This is a genomic window from uncultured Alsobacter sp. (assembly GCF_945952055.1).
Classification (GTDB): Bacteria; Pseudomonadota; Alphaproteobacteria; order Rhizobiales; family Beijerinckiaceae; genus Alsobacter.
This window is the reverse complement of the sequence record NZ_CAMFHB010000053.1, coordinates 1-15739: the sequence shown is the minus strand read 5'-3', so window position 1 is coordinate 15739 and position 15739 is coordinate 1. Positions and strand designations below refer to the sequence as shown.

General features: G+C 70.5%; 16 protein-coding genes and 1 pseudogene. 3 read left to right on the top strand and 14 right to left on the bottom strand.

Annotated elements, in window-relative coordinates; translation table 11 throughout:
• Positions 1–9: 9 nt before the first annotated feature.
• The 4 genes and pseudogenes from Q0Q47_RS26500 to bchI all read right to left on the bottom strand — a co-directional run.
• A complete protein-coding gene (locus tag Q0Q47_RS26500; protein WP_293867365.1) occupies positions 10–1071 on the bottom strand; it encodes a phytoene/squalene synthase family protein in 1062 nt (353 codons plus the stop codon).
• The gene (locus Q0Q47_RS26495; RefSeq protein WP_293867363.1) at positions 1052–2581 is read right to left on the bottom strand and encodes a phytoene desaturase; all 1530 of its coding nucleotides are present in this window, start codon (positions 2579–2581) and stop codon (positions 1052–1054) included. The genes Q0Q47_RS26500 and Q0Q47_RS26495 overlap by 20 nt, the downstream gene beginning before the upstream one ends.
• 1 nt (position 2582) lies before the next feature.
• Positions 2583–4358, bottom strand: coding sequence for a magnesium chelatase subunit D (locus Q0Q47_RS26490; RefSeq protein ID WP_293867361.1), 1776 nt, complete (start codon positions 4356–4358; stop codon positions 2583–2585).
• 52 nt (positions 4359–4410) lie between these two features.
• A pseudogene (gene bchI / locus Q0Q47_RS26485) lies at positions 4411–5586 on the bottom strand (magnesium chelatase ATPase subunit I); the annotation flags it as partial.
• 281 nt (positions 5587–5867) lie between these two features.
• Here bchI and Q0Q47_RS26480 point away from each other — a divergent pair.
• Entirely contained in the window at positions 5868–6260 is a 393-nt protein-coding gene (locus tag Q0Q47_RS26480; protein WP_293867357.1) for a cytochrome c family protein, read from the top strand.
• A gap of 450 nt (positions 6261–6710) precedes the next feature.
• On the opposite strand, the gene Q0Q47_RS26475 is transcribed toward Q0Q47_RS26480, so the two are convergent.
• From Q0Q47_RS26475 to Q0Q47_RS26430, 10 genes are all read right to left on the bottom strand, one after another.
• The gene (locus Q0Q47_RS26475; protein ID WP_293867355.1) at positions 6711–7103 is read right to left on the bottom strand and encodes a hypothetical protein; all 393 of its coding nucleotides are present in this window, start codon (positions 7101–7103) and stop codon (positions 6711–6713) included.
• 258 nt (positions 7104–7361) lie between these two features.
• Positions 7362–8132, bottom strand: coding sequence for a sulfur oxidation c-type cytochrome SoxA (soxA, locus tag Q0Q47_RS26470; RefSeq protein WP_293867353.1), 771 nt, complete (start codon positions 8130–8132; stop codon positions 7362–7364).
• Complete coding sequence (gene soxZ, locus Q0Q47_RS26465) at positions 8129–8449, bottom strand: thiosulfate oxidation carrier complex protein SoxZ (RefSeq protein ID WP_293867351.1); 321 nt, start codon at positions 8447–8449, stop codon at positions 8129–8131. Before soxZ ends, soxA begins: the two co-directional genes overlap by 4 nt.
• Positions 8450–8461: 12 nt before the next feature.
• A complete protein-coding gene (locus tag Q0Q47_RS26460; RefSeq protein ID WP_293867349.1) occupies positions 8462–8932 on the bottom strand; it encodes a SoxY-related AACIE arm protein in 471 nt (156 codons plus the stop codon).
• Positions 8929–9411, bottom strand: coding sequence for a sulfur oxidation c-type cytochrome SoxX (soxX, locus tag Q0Q47_RS26455; RefSeq protein ID WP_293867347.1), 483 nt, complete (start codon positions 9409–9411; stop codon positions 8929–8931). Before soxX ends, Q0Q47_RS26460 begins: the two co-directional genes overlap by 4 nt.
• A complete protein-coding gene (locus Q0Q47_RS26450) occupies positions 9404–10672 on the bottom strand; it encodes an NAD(P)/FAD-dependent oxidoreductase (protein WP_293867345.1) in 1269 nt (422 codons plus the stop codon). Before Q0Q47_RS26450 ends, soxX begins: the two co-directional genes overlap by 8 nt.
• Entirely contained in the window at positions 10669–10977 is a 309-nt protein-coding gene (locus tag Q0Q47_RS26445; protein ID WP_293867343.1) for a c-type cytochrome, read from the bottom strand. Before Q0Q47_RS26445 ends, Q0Q47_RS26450 begins: the two co-directional genes overlap by 4 nt.
• 61 nt (positions 10978–11038) lie before the next feature.
• Positions 11039–13219, bottom strand: a complete 2181-nt coding sequence (locus tag Q0Q47_RS26440; RefSeq protein WP_293867341.1) for a molybdopterin cofactor-binding domain-containing protein — start codon at positions 13217–13219, stop codon at positions 11039–11041.
• A 14-nt stretch (positions 13220–13233) separates the two neighbouring features.
• On the bottom strand, positions 13234–13692 hold the full coding sequence (locus tag Q0Q47_RS26435; protein WP_293867339.1) for a (2Fe-2S)-binding protein: 459 nt from the start codon (positions 13690–13692) through the stop codon (positions 13234–13236).
• A gap of 149 nt (positions 13693–13841) precedes the next feature.
• Positions 13842–14237, bottom strand: a complete 396-nt coding sequence (locus Q0Q47_RS26430; protein ID WP_293867337.1) for a cytochrome c family protein — start codon at positions 14235–14237, stop codon at positions 13842–13844.
• 135 nt (positions 14238–14372) lie between these two features.
• Here Q0Q47_RS26430 and Q0Q47_RS26425 point away from each other — a divergent pair, with 135 nt between their 5' ends.
• Together Q0Q47_RS26425 and Q0Q47_RS26420 are read left to right on the top strand one after the other, a co-directional pair.
• Positions 14373–15299: an N-carbamoyl-D-amino-acid hydrolase gene (locus Q0Q47_RS26425; protein ID WP_293867335.1), complete on the top strand. Its 927-nt coding sequence runs from the start codon at positions 14373–14375 to the stop codon at positions 15297–15299.
• A 93-nt stretch (positions 15300–15392) separates the two neighbouring features.
• Positions 15393–15739: hypothetical protein (locus Q0Q47_RS26420; RefSeq protein ID WP_293867333.1), on the top strand; the 347-nt coding region annotated here is incomplete at its 3' end.

Genomic DNA, 15739 nt, shown 5'->3' with positions numbered 1-15739 from the left:
GGCGGCCCGTCAGCTCGGGGCGCCGTCGGCCCAGCGGCGCTTCTCGATGCTGCCGAGGAGCTCGATGACCCAGCCCGTCCGCTCGTCGGCCCGCTGCAGCGCCCCGCGCCACCCCTTGGCGCCCTCGGCGCCGGGAAAGGCCGCGGCCTCGACGAGGAAGCGGGTCTCGGCCAGTGCGTCCGCCGCATAGCCGCGCAGGCCGAAGGCCGTGGCGCCCAGCGCCGATGCCAGCACCGCGAGCTTGCGCGCATCGCTGACGACGGCGCGCCGGGACAAGCTGTCGTGGCCGTGCCGGGCCACGTCGCAACCGATCTCGCGGTACATCAGCCGGGCGGCGTGGATGGCGGGCCGGCAGGAGAGCGGCAGGCCGGCGACGCCGAAGGCCGAGCGGCGATAGAGCGCCTCCGCCTCGCCGAGCAGGCGGGCGACGACGCGCGCCAGCGCGGGCGACATCGCCGGGGCGGCGAGAAACGCGTCGGGGTCGATCCCCTCCTCCAGGAGCCACGTCCGGGGCAGGTAGAGCCGCCCGTTGCGGGCGTCCTCGCCCACGTCGCGGGCGATGTTGGTGAGCTGCATGGCCACGCCGAGGTCGCAGGCGCGCGCCAGCGTGTCGGCGTCGCGCACGCCCATCAGCACCGTCATCATCGCCCCGACGGTGGCGGCCACCCGCGCCGCGTAGGCGCGCAGCGCCTCGAGCGTCTCGTAGCGGCGTCCGCCGGCATCCCAGTCCAGGCCCTCCAGAAGGGCCTCGGGCAGGGCGCGCGGCAGGGCGTGACGGGCGACGAGGTCGGCGAAGGCACGGTCGGCCGCCGCATCGCGCGGGCATCCCGCATAGATCCGGTCGAGCCGCGACCGGAGACGCTCCACGGCGTCGGCCTCGGCATCGGGATCATCGACGGCATCGTCGGATAGGCGGCAGAAGGCGTAGAGCGCGTAGGCCGGCGCCCTGACCCTCTCCGGCAGGAGAAGCGAGGCGGCGAAGAACGTCTTCGACCCCTGGCGAATCGCCGCTCGGCAGGCCGCGTAGTCGGCCGCGACGGCCGAGGCGGGATCAGGAGAGAGTTGCGCCATGGGGGACCAGCTCGTCGAGGATCTTGGCGGAGGTGATGACGCCCGGCACACCGGCACCGGGATGGGTGCCCGCGCCCACCAGGTAGAGGCCGCGCACGTCCTCGCTCAGGTTGTGCGGGCGGAACCACGCGCTCTGAGTCAGCGTCGGCTCCAGGCCGAACGCCGCGCCGTTGACCGAGGACAGCCGATCGCGGAAGTCGATCGGCGTGAACAGCCGCGAGCTCACCACGGCGGAGCCGAGCCCCGGCAGGAGCCGCTCCTCGAGCACCGCCTGGATCTTGCGCCTGTAGGGCTCGGCCTCGCGCGTCCAGTCGATGCCGCTCTCCAGATGGGGGACGGGCGACAGCATGTAGAACGTGTCGCAGCCGGGCGGCGCGAGGCTGGGGTCGGTCGCCGTCGGCCGGTGGATGTAGAGGCTGAAATCGTCGGCGAGAACCTTCTTGCGGAAGATGTCGTCGAGCAGTTCGCGGTAGCGCGGCCCGAGCATCACGGTGTGGTGGTCCACCTCGGGCCATTGCCGGTCGGTGCCCACGTACCAGACGAAGAGGCTCATGGAGTAGTCGGCGCGGGCCAGCTTTGCCTGGCTCCAGCGACGCGACGCGCCCGGCGGCAGCAGGCTGGCATAGGTGGTGGCGCTGTCCGCGTTCGACACGATCACGTCGGCGCGCACGATCTCGCCGCTCTCGAGGCGCACCCCGGTCGCGCGCCCGTTCTCGACCAGGATCCTCTCGACCGGCGTGCGCAGGCGGATCGAGCCGCCCTGCCCCTCGATCAGGTCGACGAGGCCCTTCACCAGGCTGCCGGTGCCCCCCATCGCGAAGTGCACGCCGAAGCGGCGCTCGAGATGGCTGACCAGCGCGTACATCGAGGTGACGGAGAACGGGTTCCCGCCGATGAAGAGCGGGTGGAAGCTGAAGGCGATGCGCAGCCGCGGATCGCGGAAATAGCGTTTCACCAGGCCGTAGACCGAGCGGTCGGCCCGGTGCCGCACGAAGCCCGGGATCGCCTTGGCCATCGTGGAGAGGCGATGGAAGGGCACGTCGCCCAGTTCCTCGAAGGCGAAGCCGTAGATCCTCTCGCTTTCCGCCAGAAAGCGGTCGTAGCCCTCGACGTCGGCCGGGTTGAAGCGGCGGACCTGGGCGCGCATCGCCTCCAGGTCGTCGGAGCAGGCGAAGTCGGTGCCGTCGGCGAAGCGCAGCCGGTAGAACGGCTGCATGGGCTTCAGCGTCACGTCGTCGGCGAAGCGCCGTCCGCACAGCGCCCAGAGCTCCTCGAAGAGCTGCGGCAGCGTGATGATGGTGGGGCCGGCGTCGAAGGTGAAGCCGTCCTGGCGAAAGACGCTCGCGCGTCCACCGGGCTGCTCGAGCTTTTCCAGCACCACCACGCGATAGCCGCGGGCGCCCAGCCGCACCGCGGCGGCGAGGCCGCCGAAGCCGCTGCCGATCACCACCGCCAGCGGGCGCCGGTCTTCCGTCGATGCGCGCGGGGGCGTGGCGGTGTGGGTCAGCATGTCAGCGTTGCCCTCCGGCCAAGGCCTTCACGGCCGTCGAGAGCCCCTGCGCGTCGGCGTGGGGCAGCGGCAGGTAGCGGGCCCGCATGGTGCGCGCCAGGGTCTCGGCCTGGCGCTGCGGCCGCGGCGACGTGTCGACCAGGATCGTCGACAGCCCTGCCTGCGCGATGACCTTGGCGGCGGCGAGTGCGTCCTCCTCGCCGGGACCCCGGCCCTGCCGTCCGTCGCGCGCGATGTTGGCGCGGCCATCGGTCAGCACGACCAGAACGGGCGTCTGCCCGCGGCGCGCCGCGGCATCGGCCAGCATCGCCGCGACCTCGAGGCCGGCGGCCAGCGGCGTTCCGCCACCGCCAGGCAGTCCGGCGAGGCTCCTCTTGGCGCGCACCAGCGACCGGGTGGGCGGCAGCAGCACGTCGGCCACCTGGCCGCGGAAGGCGACGAGAGCCACCTGGTCGCGGCGCACGTAGCAGTCGGCCAGGAGCAGCTCGACCGCTCCCTTGGCTTCCGCCATGCGGTGCAGCGCCGAGGAGCCGGAGGCATCCACGGCGAAGATGGTGGTGGTCTCGGTCTGGTGGATGAACCGACGGATGCGGAAGTCGTCCCGGCGCACGAGCACGCGCGATCCCGCGCCCGCCGTCTCGCGCCGCCGCAGGGGCTGCCAGGGCGCGGCCGCCCGCAGCGTCTCCACGAGAGCCAGGCGGGCACCGCCACCCGGCATGCCGGCCTGGGCACCGGCCGGCCGGCCGCGCAGCCGCGTCATCCGGCTCGACCCAGCCCTGCCGGCGGGAGCCTGGCCGCGCCGGCCCTGGCCGGCGAGTAGCGCCGCGAGCAAGCCGGGCGGAAGCGCGGCCCGCGTGGCCTCGGCCACGATCTCCCGTGGCGTCGTGTCGTCGCGACGGGTCGCCTCGTTCTCCTCGGACGGCGGCGTCTCGGACGGGGGCGGCGGAGGCTGCTCCGGTTCGGCCGCCTCGGGAGGCTCGGCGGGAAGCTGCGTTGCGCGTGGAGCCAGCACAAGCCGCGAGGCCGCCCGCAGGTCGTCCTGGACCACATGGTCGCGGCCGGCGAGCGCGGCCAGCACCCGCGCGGTGCGCAGGGCCAGCAGGGGTGCCCTCAGGGAATCGATGCCGAAGGCCGCGCCGACCGAACAGAAGGCCTCGACGGCGTCGTCGGGATCGTGGATCTCGGGCAGCAGCGTCCGGGCCCGCGCGATCATGGCGGGCGTGGGAACAGGCACGTCGAGATCGCGCACGCTCACTCCGGTCAGGTCGACGCGCAGGGCCAGCCTGTCGGTGAGGGCGGGCGGCGGAGCTTCGTCCGGCTCGACACCCTCGTCGAGGGCGACGACCCCGAAGCGCGTCGGCAGACGCAGCGCCAAGCCCTCGCGCTCGACCACCGCGACGGCGGTGTCCATGACGGCGGCGAGCCGCGCGGCCGTCCCCGTCGGCAGACGCTCGGCCATGGGAACGATGAGGAGCCCGCCATCGGCTTCCGCCAGCAGGCCCGCCTGGGCGACGGGCCGCCCCGCCGCCAGGGTCGCCGGCAGGTCGAGCCCGCCCAGCAGCCGGTCGTCGGCCACCGGGAGCGGCAATCGCCTGGCGGGGCGGTCGGCCGTCAGCAGGCCACGCAGCAATTTCGTCCAGCGCTCGCGCACGGGGCCGACGCGCGCCTTGACCCAGGTCCCGCCGACATAGGCGGGATCGACCGCGGTGATGGCGGCCGCGAGAACCGCGTCGGTCCAGGCAGAGGTCTGCGGAGGGGTCGGATCAGGCGGAGACATGGACCGCGACGGCCGGCGCGGTTGAAGGACGGGGGGCATGCCCCTGTTCGGCGCCGAACACCTCGGCGATGGCGCGTTCGACCCGGACCGTCGAGCCCGCGTCGTCGAGGGGGTTGCGGCGCAGGCGGTGGCGCAGGGCGGAGGGCGCGACGCGGCGCAGGTGACGCAGCGTCACCGTGTCGTCGCCGTCGAGCGCGGCCAGGGCCCGGGCCGTCCGCAGGAGGGTCAGTTCGCCGCGCAGGCCGTCGGTCCCCAGCACGGAGCACAGGCGCGCCGCCATCTCGAGGACCTCGTCGGGGGCCTCGAGGCTGGTGAGTCGGGCACGCGCAGCGGAGATGGACCGGCGCAGCGCCTGCTCCTTGCGCACCCACTTGGCGCAGAAGCCGGCCGGATCGCGCTCGAAGGCATCGCGCCGCTTCACCACCTCGACCCGCGTCGCGATGTCGGAGGGCGTCGACACCTCGACGGCCATGCCGAAGCGGTCGAGCAGCTGCGGACGCAGCTCGCCCTCCTCCGGATTGCCGCTGCCGACCAGCACGAACCGCGCAGGATGGCGCACGCTCAGGCCTTCACGCTCGACAACGTTCTCGCCGGAGGCCGCAACGTCGAGCAACAGGTCGACGATGTGGTCCTCCAGGAGGTTCACCTCGTCGATGTAGAGAAATCCGCGGTTGGCGCGGGCGAGCAGGCCGGGCTCGAACGCCTTCTCGCCCTTCGCCAGGGCCTTCTCGAGATCCAGTGCCCCGACGACCCGGTCCTCGGTGACACCGAGCGGCAGGTCGACGACCGGCACGGGGACGGATCGCGCCGCCGGCGCCTTGCCGAGCGCGCGGCAGGCGTCGCACCGGCCGGACGTGGCCTCGGGATCGCAACCGTAAGGGCAGGCCGCGACGACCTTCATCCGCGGCAGCAACGCCGCGAGGGCGCGCACGGCGGTCGATTTTCCGGTCCCGCGGTCGCCGAACACGAGCACGCCGCCCACCGAGGGATCGACTGCCGCGATCAGGATCGCGAGCTTCATCTCGTCCTGGCCGACGATGGCGGAGAACGGAAAGACCGGCCTGGCCTGGGAGGCGTCGCGCGCCGGCGCGCCCCCGCCCTGGGCCGAACGCCTGCGGCTGGGGACGCCCGCGCCGCTGTCGTGGCGAAATAGGTTCGCGCCGGCGGCCGTCCACTCGTGCGAATCGGGGAGACCGTCGAGAGGCTCAGGAGACCTGGTGTGCCGCATCGGCTTTCCCTGCCCGATCACGTCGACTGCGCCGCGACGGGAGAGCCGCCTCGACCGAGCGGCAGCCACGGGATGCTGCCGACCCGCTGACAGTAGCGTTGGACAAAGAAAGTGTCACGCTAAATTGACACTTCCGATCTGCTGCCCACCGGCTTTGCGATCGGCGAAAAAACATGACGAAAGATTATAAGTCCCCGCCGCTCAAATTCGGATCCGTGACCTGCGACCGCTCGTAAATTGGGGACCGCCGGTTCGACCGGCGTTTGGGAAGGAGACTGAGCATGAGACTGATTGCAACGACTCTCGCAGCCACGGCCGCGCTGGTGGCCTCGGTGGCGGGGGCGATGGCCCAGGACGCCGCGGCGGGCGAAAAAGTGTTCCTGAAGTGCAAGGTCTGCCACCAGATCGGTGAGGGCGCGAAGAATGCGGTCGGTCCGGTTCTGAACGGCGTCATCGGCCGCAAGGCAGGCACGTACGAGGGATACAACTACTCCGACGCGAACAAGAGCTCCGGCATCACGTGGGACGAAGCCACGTTCAAGGAGTACATCCGCAACCCGAAGGCCAAGGTGCCGGGAACCAAGATGATCTTCCCGGGGCTGACGTCGGACGCCGACGTCGACAACGTGCTGGCCTACCTCAAGCAGTTCGGCCCGGACGGCAAGAAGTCCTGATCGACGACATGGCGGCGGCCTCCCCCGGGCCGCCGTCCGCCGCCGCAGCTTCGGCCGGTCCTGAGTCCTGATCGGGTCCGCTGTGGTGGGCGGGATCGCTTTCCTGCCCTGGAAAGAAAAAAGGCCAGCCCGCAGGCTGGCCCAAGTCTAGGGAGGAAACGCCCAAGGAGGGCATGTGACGCCTCAGCGCCACGGCCTGAACATAGATGCTGCAGTGCAGCATTTCAACCCCTGGGGTTTCGATTTTTTCGTCTCAACCGAAACCAATCGTCGACCAAGCGCTCAATCCGAAGCCTTAGATCGTCGTTTCTCCAGGGATTCCTTCATTTCGCATTGCACAATGCACCCTGCGCGCTGCAGCGTTCCCGCTGGCGCAGAGCTGGCGGCGCGCCCCGTTGCCGGGGCCGGCCGATCCTGCTGAAACTCGAAACGCCCGAGAGCCGCCCGGGTTCACCCGTGGACGGAGGATTCCGGCAGATCCTCGCCGCCCATCGCGCCGGCCCGGCGCACCGCGCGCCAGGCCTCGCCCTCCGTCTCGAACACGCCGAGCATGGCCGGCACGGATTCGAGGTCGGGGCCGCATGCCAGCGCCGCGAAGCGCTTCTCGCTGACGTGATCGACCGGGATGACGTAGACGACCCAAGACCAGCGCGCATCCTCGGCGCGCGCCAAGCAGGTCGAAACGCGGGTGGCGGGCACCTCGTCGCGCCCGACCGCCCGCTCCAGACCGAGCGTCACGTTGTCGTCGTGCCAGGGGTACCACCACGCGCTCGTGTAGCCGGGCCGGGTGTACAGGTAGGACCACGGCGGGTCGTCGTCCTGAGTCTCCCACAGGCGCGCCAACGTATCCCGCTCGATACCTCTGAGCTCCTCAGGCGTCATTCACAGACCCCGCACGGGGGCTCCCAAGACAAATTGCAGACGCGGCACGTCGCGTCCAATAACCTATATCTCAGGTTGTTTTCCGGGGTTTCTACAACCGACTACAACCGCAGGATCGTTTTCTCTGAAATAGTTAAGCCAGTATTCATGTGTCGAATGCTGCGCAGAATTGTCAGGTTTCGTCAACGATCAGTTGTCCCACGGGAGTGGCACTCTTGATCAGGGTCTGACGGCGGGCGTCTCAACCGCCATCCCGCGCGCCCGGTCCATCAGGAACGCCTCCAGCGCGATCGCCTCGTCGGAGCCGTAGGGCCAGGGCTCGGCCCTCACGCCGGTCATGCAGTTGCGAAAGCGGCGCTGCAGCGAGCCGGTGGCCTGCCATTCGAGCCGGTACAGCGGATAGCCCGTCGGATGGGCCTGCGGGATGGGTGCCGCAGCGAGCCTTCGGCCCCAGTTGTCGTCGTGACAGGCCGCGCAGCTGAAATCGAGCTGCCCCTGGCGCCGGGTGTAGAGGGCGCGCCCCGCGTCACGCACGGCATCCATGGCGGCTCCCGTCGGCGGCGCAATGCGCAGGCCCCGGGACTGGAAGCCGACATAGGCCGCAAGCCCGAGCAGTTCCGCCCCTTCCGCCGGCAGTGCCGGAGCGCCCATGTTCCGGGTGCGGCACAGGTTGATCCGCCCCATCAGGTCGACCGCCTTGCCCGAGACGGCGTCGATGGCTGGATAGCGGGCGGCGACGCCGCGCATCGTGTCCCGCGCGTCGCCATGGCAGGCGGTGCAGGCCGTGCCGTTCGGACCGGCAGGGGTCGACCATTGCGCTTGCCCGTCGGCGACCGACAGCATGCCGGGATTGGCCGCGTCGTCGGCCTGCAGGGCCTGCGTCTGCGGGCTCATGAAGGTGGCACCGGAGCGACGCTCGTCACCCCGCGACGCCTGGAGCCCCGCGGCCAGCCCCAGGGCGACGCCCGCGATGGCGACGAGGCGCCTCATTCGACCACGATGGCGGCGGTCTCGACCTGGGCGTTGCCCTTGTCGTCGAACCACCGGAACGTGATCGTCCCGCTCTCCTGCGCGATCGTCGTGAACGCGAAATAGGGATTGGCTGCGATCGCCGGGAAGAGATCCGCGCTGAAGATCTCCTGGCCGTTCCAGGTCACGAGGAAGCGGTTGATGATGTCGCGGGGCACGAGCGCGCCGTCCGGGCCGGTGCGGTAGCCGGTCTCCATCGGGTGCGAGACGAGCGCCTTGATGTCGATGACCTGGCCCTTGCGGGCCTTCGGCGGCACGTTGATGAGCGCGCGTCCCATGGTGCGTCTCCCTCAGCTTTCCACGCAGGCCGGCAACGTCACGACGAGTTCGGCCGTCGCGGTCCACAGCGAGCCGTCGCTGAGTTCGGCGATGGCCGCGATGATCTGGCTGTCCCCGAGCCGGATGCGGGTCGCGACCTCGGCCCGGCCGGACCTGGCATTGAGGTGGAAGACGGCAATGTTGGGCTGCGGATTGCGCTCGTTGAACACGCCGATCCTGCGCACGTGCTCCTGGGCCGTCATGGCGGCCTCGACCCTGACGGTCAGGGGCACGGAGTTGCCGTTCTCCACGAGCGGCGGGATGTCCAGGGTGACGCGCCCCGCCTGCGGGGTCACGCCCGCGCAGAACGCCTTCATGGCCTCCTGCATCGCCGAAGCCGTGGCGTGGGCCGGACGCAGCGCGAGCAGGCCGACGAGGCCGCCGCCCGCCGCCAGGAGACCGCGGCGGTTCGGCGTGAGGAGTGACTTGCGCGAGGCGATCATGGGCTCTCCTTCTTCACGGGCTCCTCCCGCAGGGTCGCCAGGAACGCGACCACGTCCTCGACGTCCTGGGCCTCCAGGATCGGCCGGCCGGCAAAGGCCCTGGCCACCCGGACGAACCCGTCGATCCTGTAATACGCAGGCATGATGCTGTCCGGATTGAGGAGACGGCCATCGACCAGACGCAGCCGCAGCTGGGCCTCGTTCCACCGCGAGCCCGCGCCGGCGAGGTCCGGCGCCAGCGTGCCGGGAAAGCGCTGCTCCGGGAACGGTCCCGTGTGACAGAGAAGGCAGAGCCCCTTCTGCCGATCGACGACGATCGCACGGCCCCGCGCCGGATCGCCTGGGCGGTCGGTGAGCGGCCGGGGAATGCCGTCCCCCACGACTGCGACGGCTCCCGGCGGGACCGTCTCGGCTGCGGCCGCGACCGGCCAGGCCGCCAGGAGGGCCAGTGCGGCGACGAGGCGGCGGGCCTCAGCCAAAGACTTCGGCCGTGATCGTCCGGAACCAGGCATCGGCGTAGATCGCTTCCTGCGCCCGCTGCTCGCGGGGGGCATCGACCGGACTGGTTCCGCCGGCTCCCTCCACGTCGGTGAGCAGGCCATTGGCGGGGCGATACACGCCGGCCACGGAGATCCCGTATCCCGGCCCCACCAGGCTGTAGCAGGTGTTGATGAGTTTGGGCGGAGCCGGCGCCTGCCCCCGCAGCAGCATGGCCACCGCGTCCGCGCAGGCCTTGGCCTGGGCATTCGCGGCGAAGGCGGACTTGGGCATGCCCCCCGCGATGATCGCGTCGCCCACGAGGTGAATGCCGGGGACGAGCTTGGATTCGAACGTCACCGGGTCGATGGGACACCAGCCGCTTCGGTCGGCGGTTCCGGCCGCGGCCGCGATGGCGCCGGCGCGCTGCGGGGGGATGACGTTGGCCACCGTGGCCTTGGTGCGGCCGAACTCGGTGACGAGCGTCATCTCGCCCGGCACCACCTCCACCACCTTGCCGCCCTGGGACAGTCCCACCCACTCGATCATGCCCGGGTAGAGATCGTCCCAGGCATTCTGGAACAGCTTCTGCTTCGAGAAGGCATCCTTGGCGTCGAGGATGACGATCTTCGATCGCGGCTTGTTGGCCTTGAGATAGGCGGCGATCAGACTGGCCCGCTCATAGGGGCCCGGCGGGCAGCGGAACGGATTGGCGGGCGCGACGATGACGACCGTTCCCCCGTCCTCCATCGCCTCCAGTTGCCGGCGCAGCAGCAGCGTCTGCTCGCCGGCCTTCCACGCATGGGGCATGACCCCGGCGGCCGCCTGGTCGTAGCCCGGCAGCGCGTCGAAGCGCAGGTCGATGCCGGGCGCGAGCACGAGGCGGTCGTAGCCGAGGCTCGAGCCGTCCGAGAGGCGCACGCTGCGCGCCGTGGCGTCGACGCCGACGGCGGAGAGCCTGGCCAGGACGACGCCTTGCCGGGCCACGCCCTCGTAGCCGAACTGCTGCTGGGCGAGGCTGCGGGTGCCCTCGACGACGCCGTTGGAAAAAGCACATGACGTGTAGGTCGCGGAGGGCTCGACCAGGGTCACGCCGAAGCCTGCGCGCTGCAGGACGCGGGCGCAGGTCGTGCCGCCGAAGCCGCCGCCCACGACCACGACCCGCGGCGGGGCCTGGGCGAGCACACGCGGCGCGGCCAGGGCGGCCGGCAGCGTGGCGACGAGACCGGTGATCAGGGTGCGGCGGTCGGGGCCTGGCCTCATGGCTTCGCCTCGCTCCACCACGCGGCGATCGCCGCGCTCTCCTCGGCCGTGAATCCCTTGGCGATGCGCGGCATGACCGTGCCCGCGCGCTCGCCCGTGCGAAAGGCCTGCATGGCGCCCGCGATGTCCGCGGCCGGGCGGCCAGCGATGGCCGGCCCCACGCTCGCGGCCGGGCCGCCATGGCAGCCCGAGCAGGCCGTGGCACCCGCCGGCGCCGTTCCGGCGGCCCTGGCGGCAGACAGTGGCACGGCGATCAGGGTGGCCAGGGCCACGGCGATCGCCCTGACGTGACGCGGGGGGATCATGTCATCACCGGACGAAAACGAATCGCGGCGGGCCCTGGGCCCGCCGCGAGACTGATGCTTCTCACGCCTTGCGCAGGTCCTGGTCGGCCAGCGGCAGCGTGCGGATCCGCTTGCCGGTCGCGGCGAAGATCGCGTTGAACACGGCGGGCGCGGCCACGAAGATCGTCGGCTCGCCGACACCGCCCCAGAAGCCGCCGGACGGCATGACGATGGACTCGACCTTCGGCATCTCCTCCATGCGCAGGGCCGGATAGGTGTCGAAGTTCTCCTCCTGCACCTTGCCGCCCTTGATGGTGATCTCGCTGTGCAGCGCGGCGCTCAGTCCGTAGGCAAAGGAGCCTTCGATCTGGGCGGCGATCTGCTGCGGGTTCACCGCGTGGCCGCAGTCCGTCGCGGCCACGATGCGATGGATCGTCAGCTTGCCCTTGTCGTCGACCGACACCTCGGCGCAGGCCGCCACGTAGCTGCCGTAGCCCATGTGCTGGGCGAGGCCGCGATACACGCCCTTGGGCGCGGGCGTGCCCCATCCGGCCTTCTGCGCCACGGCATTCAGCACGGCGAGATGCTTGGGGCTGTTGACCAGCATCTTCTGGCGGAAGGCCAGGGGATCCTGGCCAGCCGCGTGAGCCACCTCGTCGATGAAGCACTCGAGGTAGAAGGCGTTCTGGTTGTTGTTCACGCCGCGCCAGAAACCAGCCTTCAACGGCGGGTTGCGCATGGCGTGATCGATGAGCAGGTTTGCGATCGTCGTGTAGCCGAACGCGCCCTCGGCGCCGCCGGGGTTGAGGCCCTGGAAGGTCGCCGGATCCTTGCCGTTCTGGAGCCCCTGCGGGTTCACGGTGGCGAGGATCGACTGGCCGGAGATGCGCATGTGCATCCCGGTCACGTTGCCGTTGGCGTCGAGCCCGGCGGTGAGCTTGGCCATGGTCGTCGGGTGATACCACCCGTGCATCATGTCCTCTTCGCGCGACCAGATCAGCTTCACCGGCGTGCCCGGCATCGCCTTGGCGATGAGCACCGCCTGGCGCACGAAGTCGTGGCTCGTGGCGCGCCGGCCGAAGCCGCCGCCCAGCGCGTGCCGGTAGACGTCGCACTTGGCCACGGGCAGGCCGGCCGCATCCGCGGCGGTGGCGAGAGCCGCCTCCGCGTTCTGGGTGGCCGTCCAGACCTCGCACTTGTCCGACGTCCAGAGCGCCGTGGCGTTCATCGGCTCCATGGTCACGTGGTGCTGCCACGGCACGTGGTAGGTGGCCTCGACCACCTTCGCGGCGGAGGCGAGCGCCGCCTTCACGTCACCGGCCTGGTTGCCGACGAAGGCCTGCTCGGCCGTGAGGCCTTCCTTGAGCATGGCCTTGACCTGATCGTTCGAGATGGCGCCGTTCGGCCCCTCGTCCCAGACGATCTCGACCGCCTCGAGGGCGGACTTGGCGCGCCACCACGTGTCGGCCACGACGGCGACGGCAGAGTCGCCGACCTGCATGACCTTCTTCACGCCCTTCATCGCCTCGGCCTTGGAGGCGTTGAAGCTCTTGACCTTGCCGCCGAGCACCGGCGTGTCGCGGATCGCCGCGTTCAGCATGCCCGGCATCTTCATGTCGATGCTGTAGACGAGCTTGCCGCTCAGCTTCTCGACCGTGTCCAGGCGCTTCACCGGCTTGCCGGCGAGCGTCCAGTCCTTGGGGTCCTTCAGCGGAACGTCCTTGGGAGCCTCGAGCTTGGAGGCCGCCATGGCGAGCTGGCCGTAGCTCAGGCTCTTGCCGCTGGCCGGGTGGGTGACGATGCCCTTCGATGCCTTGCACTCCGAGGCCGGCACCTTCCACTCGGTGGCGGCAGCCTGCACGAGCATCATGCGCGCGGCGGCGCCGCCCTTGCGCACATAGTCCTGCGAGTCGCGGATGCCGCGGCTGCCGGCCGTGCCGAAATTCCCCCAGACGCGATTGCGGGCCAGGCTTTCGCCGGGCGTGGGGTATTCCGTTTTCACCTTGCTCCAGTCGCACTCGAGCTCCTCGGCGACGAGCTGGGCCAGGCCAGTGAGCGTGCCCTGGCCCATGTCGACGCGGGCGATGCGGATGATGACCGTCTCGTCGGGCTTCACCACAACCCAGGCGTTGATCTCGTCGGGTGTGACGGCGGCCTGCGCGTCACCGGCGAAAGGCACGTGGAAACCGAGGGTGAACCCCGCGGCGGTGACGCCGGCTCCCTTCAGGAAGCCGCGGCGGGAGGTGTCGAAAACCTTGCCCATGGTGCGCGCTCCCCTCAGCCGGCCATGCCGGTGGCCGCGAGCTTGATCGCGGCCTGGATGCGGTTGTAGGTGCCGCAGCGGCAGATGTTGGTCATCTCGGAGCGGATCTGCTCGTCGGTGGGCTTGGGGTTGGCCTGGAGAAGCGCCGCCGCGGCCATGATCTGGCCGGACTGGCAATAGCCGCACTGCGGGACGTCGAGCTCCAGCCACGCCTTCTGGATGGGATGCGTCACCGTGGGGGACAACCCCTCGATGGTGACGATCTTCTGCTCCGGCTTGAACTCCCCGACCGGGATCGAGCAGGAGCGCATGGCGACCCCGTCGACGTGCACCGTGCAGGCCCCGCACTGGGCGACGCCGCAACCGTACTTCGTGCCGGTCAGGCCGGCGTGCTCGCGGATGGCCCAAAGGAGCGGCGTGTCCGGCTCCACGTCGAGCTCGTGCAAAGTCCCATTGATGTTCAATTTGATCATGTGAATCCCGCCCACGACGAAGGGAGCCTTCTTAGCGGTGCTCCCTGGAGGCGGTGAGAGTGCTTCGGAGCGCCGCGCCGCGCAACCGCACCACACGAAAAGGTGATGCGGCAGAAGCGCGCCGGGCGCGTCCAGAGCCCTGCTAACATTCACGAATTGCCAAGTTGGACGGGCGCCTTGTCGAACTGGTGGAGATAGCCGATCAGATCCTTGATCTTCTGCTCGTCCTTGAGCCCCGGGTAGATCATTTTCGTGCCGGGAACCTTGGCCTTGGGATCCTTGATGTAGTCGGCGAAGGTCGCCTCGTCCCAGCTCAGGCCCGACTCCTTGTTCGCCGTCGAATAGCTGTAGCCCGCAACCGATCCGGCCTTGCGTCCGAACAGCCCGTTGAGGACGGGGCCGACGCCGTTCTTGGCGGTGTCGCCGACCTGATGACAGGCGCGACAGACGGTGAAGACCTTTTCGCCGGCCGCCGCGTCCTGGGCGGAGGCGCCGGACGCGGTCGCCAGAATCACGGTGCCTGCAACGATGACGGAACGGAGCATGGAGCTGGACCTCTCGGTTGGGGTGGGATCTGCTGCCAACAACGCTCGGCCCCTCCGGTTCCGCGCCTCGCGCGGCACCGCGCTCCCCTCCCGCTGGAACGCGGCTTGCTTGGCGCACGCCAAGGAGAGCCCGTCATGTCCCGCCGCTTCATCGCCGCCGCCGCGCAACTGGGCCCGATCGCCCGGGACGAACCCCGTCGCGACGTCGTCGCCCGGATGGTGCGGCTCGTCGAGGAGGCGCGCCGGCGCGGCGTGTCGTGGCTGGTCTTCCCCGAGCTCGCCCTCACGACCTTCTTTCCGCGCTGGTTCATGGAGCGGCAGAGCGAGGTAGACCGCTTCTTCGAGACGCGAATGCCGTCGGCGGACGTCCAGCCGCTCTTCGACGCGGCGCGCGGGGCGGAGATCGCGTTCCACCTCGGGTTCGCCGAGAAGGTCGACGACAGCGGCGTGGAGCGCCGCTTCAACACCGCCATCCTGGTCGACCGGGCCGGCCGGATCGTCCACAAATATCGCAAGGTCCATCTCCCCGGACACCGCGATCACGAACCCCAGCGACCGTTCCAGCACCTGGAGAAGCGCTACTTCGAGCGCGGCGACCTCGGCTTCCCGGTCACCACGGTCGAGGATTGCAGGGCGGGCGTCCTCATCTGCAACGACCGGCGCTGGCCCGAAGCCTTCCGCATGCTCGGCCTGAACGGGGTGGAGATGGTCATGGCCGGATACAACACCCCGCGCCACTATCCCCTCGCCCCGGAGCATGACCGGCTGCAGGACTTCCACAACCACCTCTGCCTGCAGGCCGGCGCCTACCAGAACGGCACCTATGTCGTCGGCGCGGCGAAGGCGGGCGTGGAGGAAGGTTGCGAGCTGATCGGAGGAAGCTGCGTCGTGGCGCCGACCGGCGAGATCCTCGCTGTAGCCGCCACGCTCGGGGACGAACTCGTCTGCGCGGCTGTGGACCTCGACCGCTGCGCCGAGATCAAGCGCAACATCTTCAACTTCGCCCAGCACCGGCAGCCCGACACGTATGGGCTGTTGACGCAGGGAGTTGGCCAACTTTAACGCGAACCTAACCAAATCGGCGAAGCTTGGAGACCGGCAGACCACGCCCATGCGGGCGCCGCGCGTCTGGCCTCACCGGTGCCGAAGATGACCATGCCCTTGTCCGATCACGCGGCCGACCAGCCTGCGACCGCCGTTGCCGAGGCAGACGCGGCGCTCACGCGCGAGGCTGCCCTGGTCGCGCTGGCGCGCGAGGCGGGCCTTCTCGCGCTGTCGGCCGGCCGCGAGGCCATGGCTCCCGGCCGCGGGGCGACCGCCGCCACCATGGCGATGATCACTCTGGCCGCGGAAACCGAGCGCGTGGCCCGCCGGATCGAGCACGCCATCGACGCGATGCGCAGGCTCAACGGGACCCAGGGCCCCAGCGACGCCCAGATTGCCGCCGCGGCCGCCGCGCTCGCCGCGGCCCGCGCCATCGGCGCGCATTCGCCGAGCCCGGC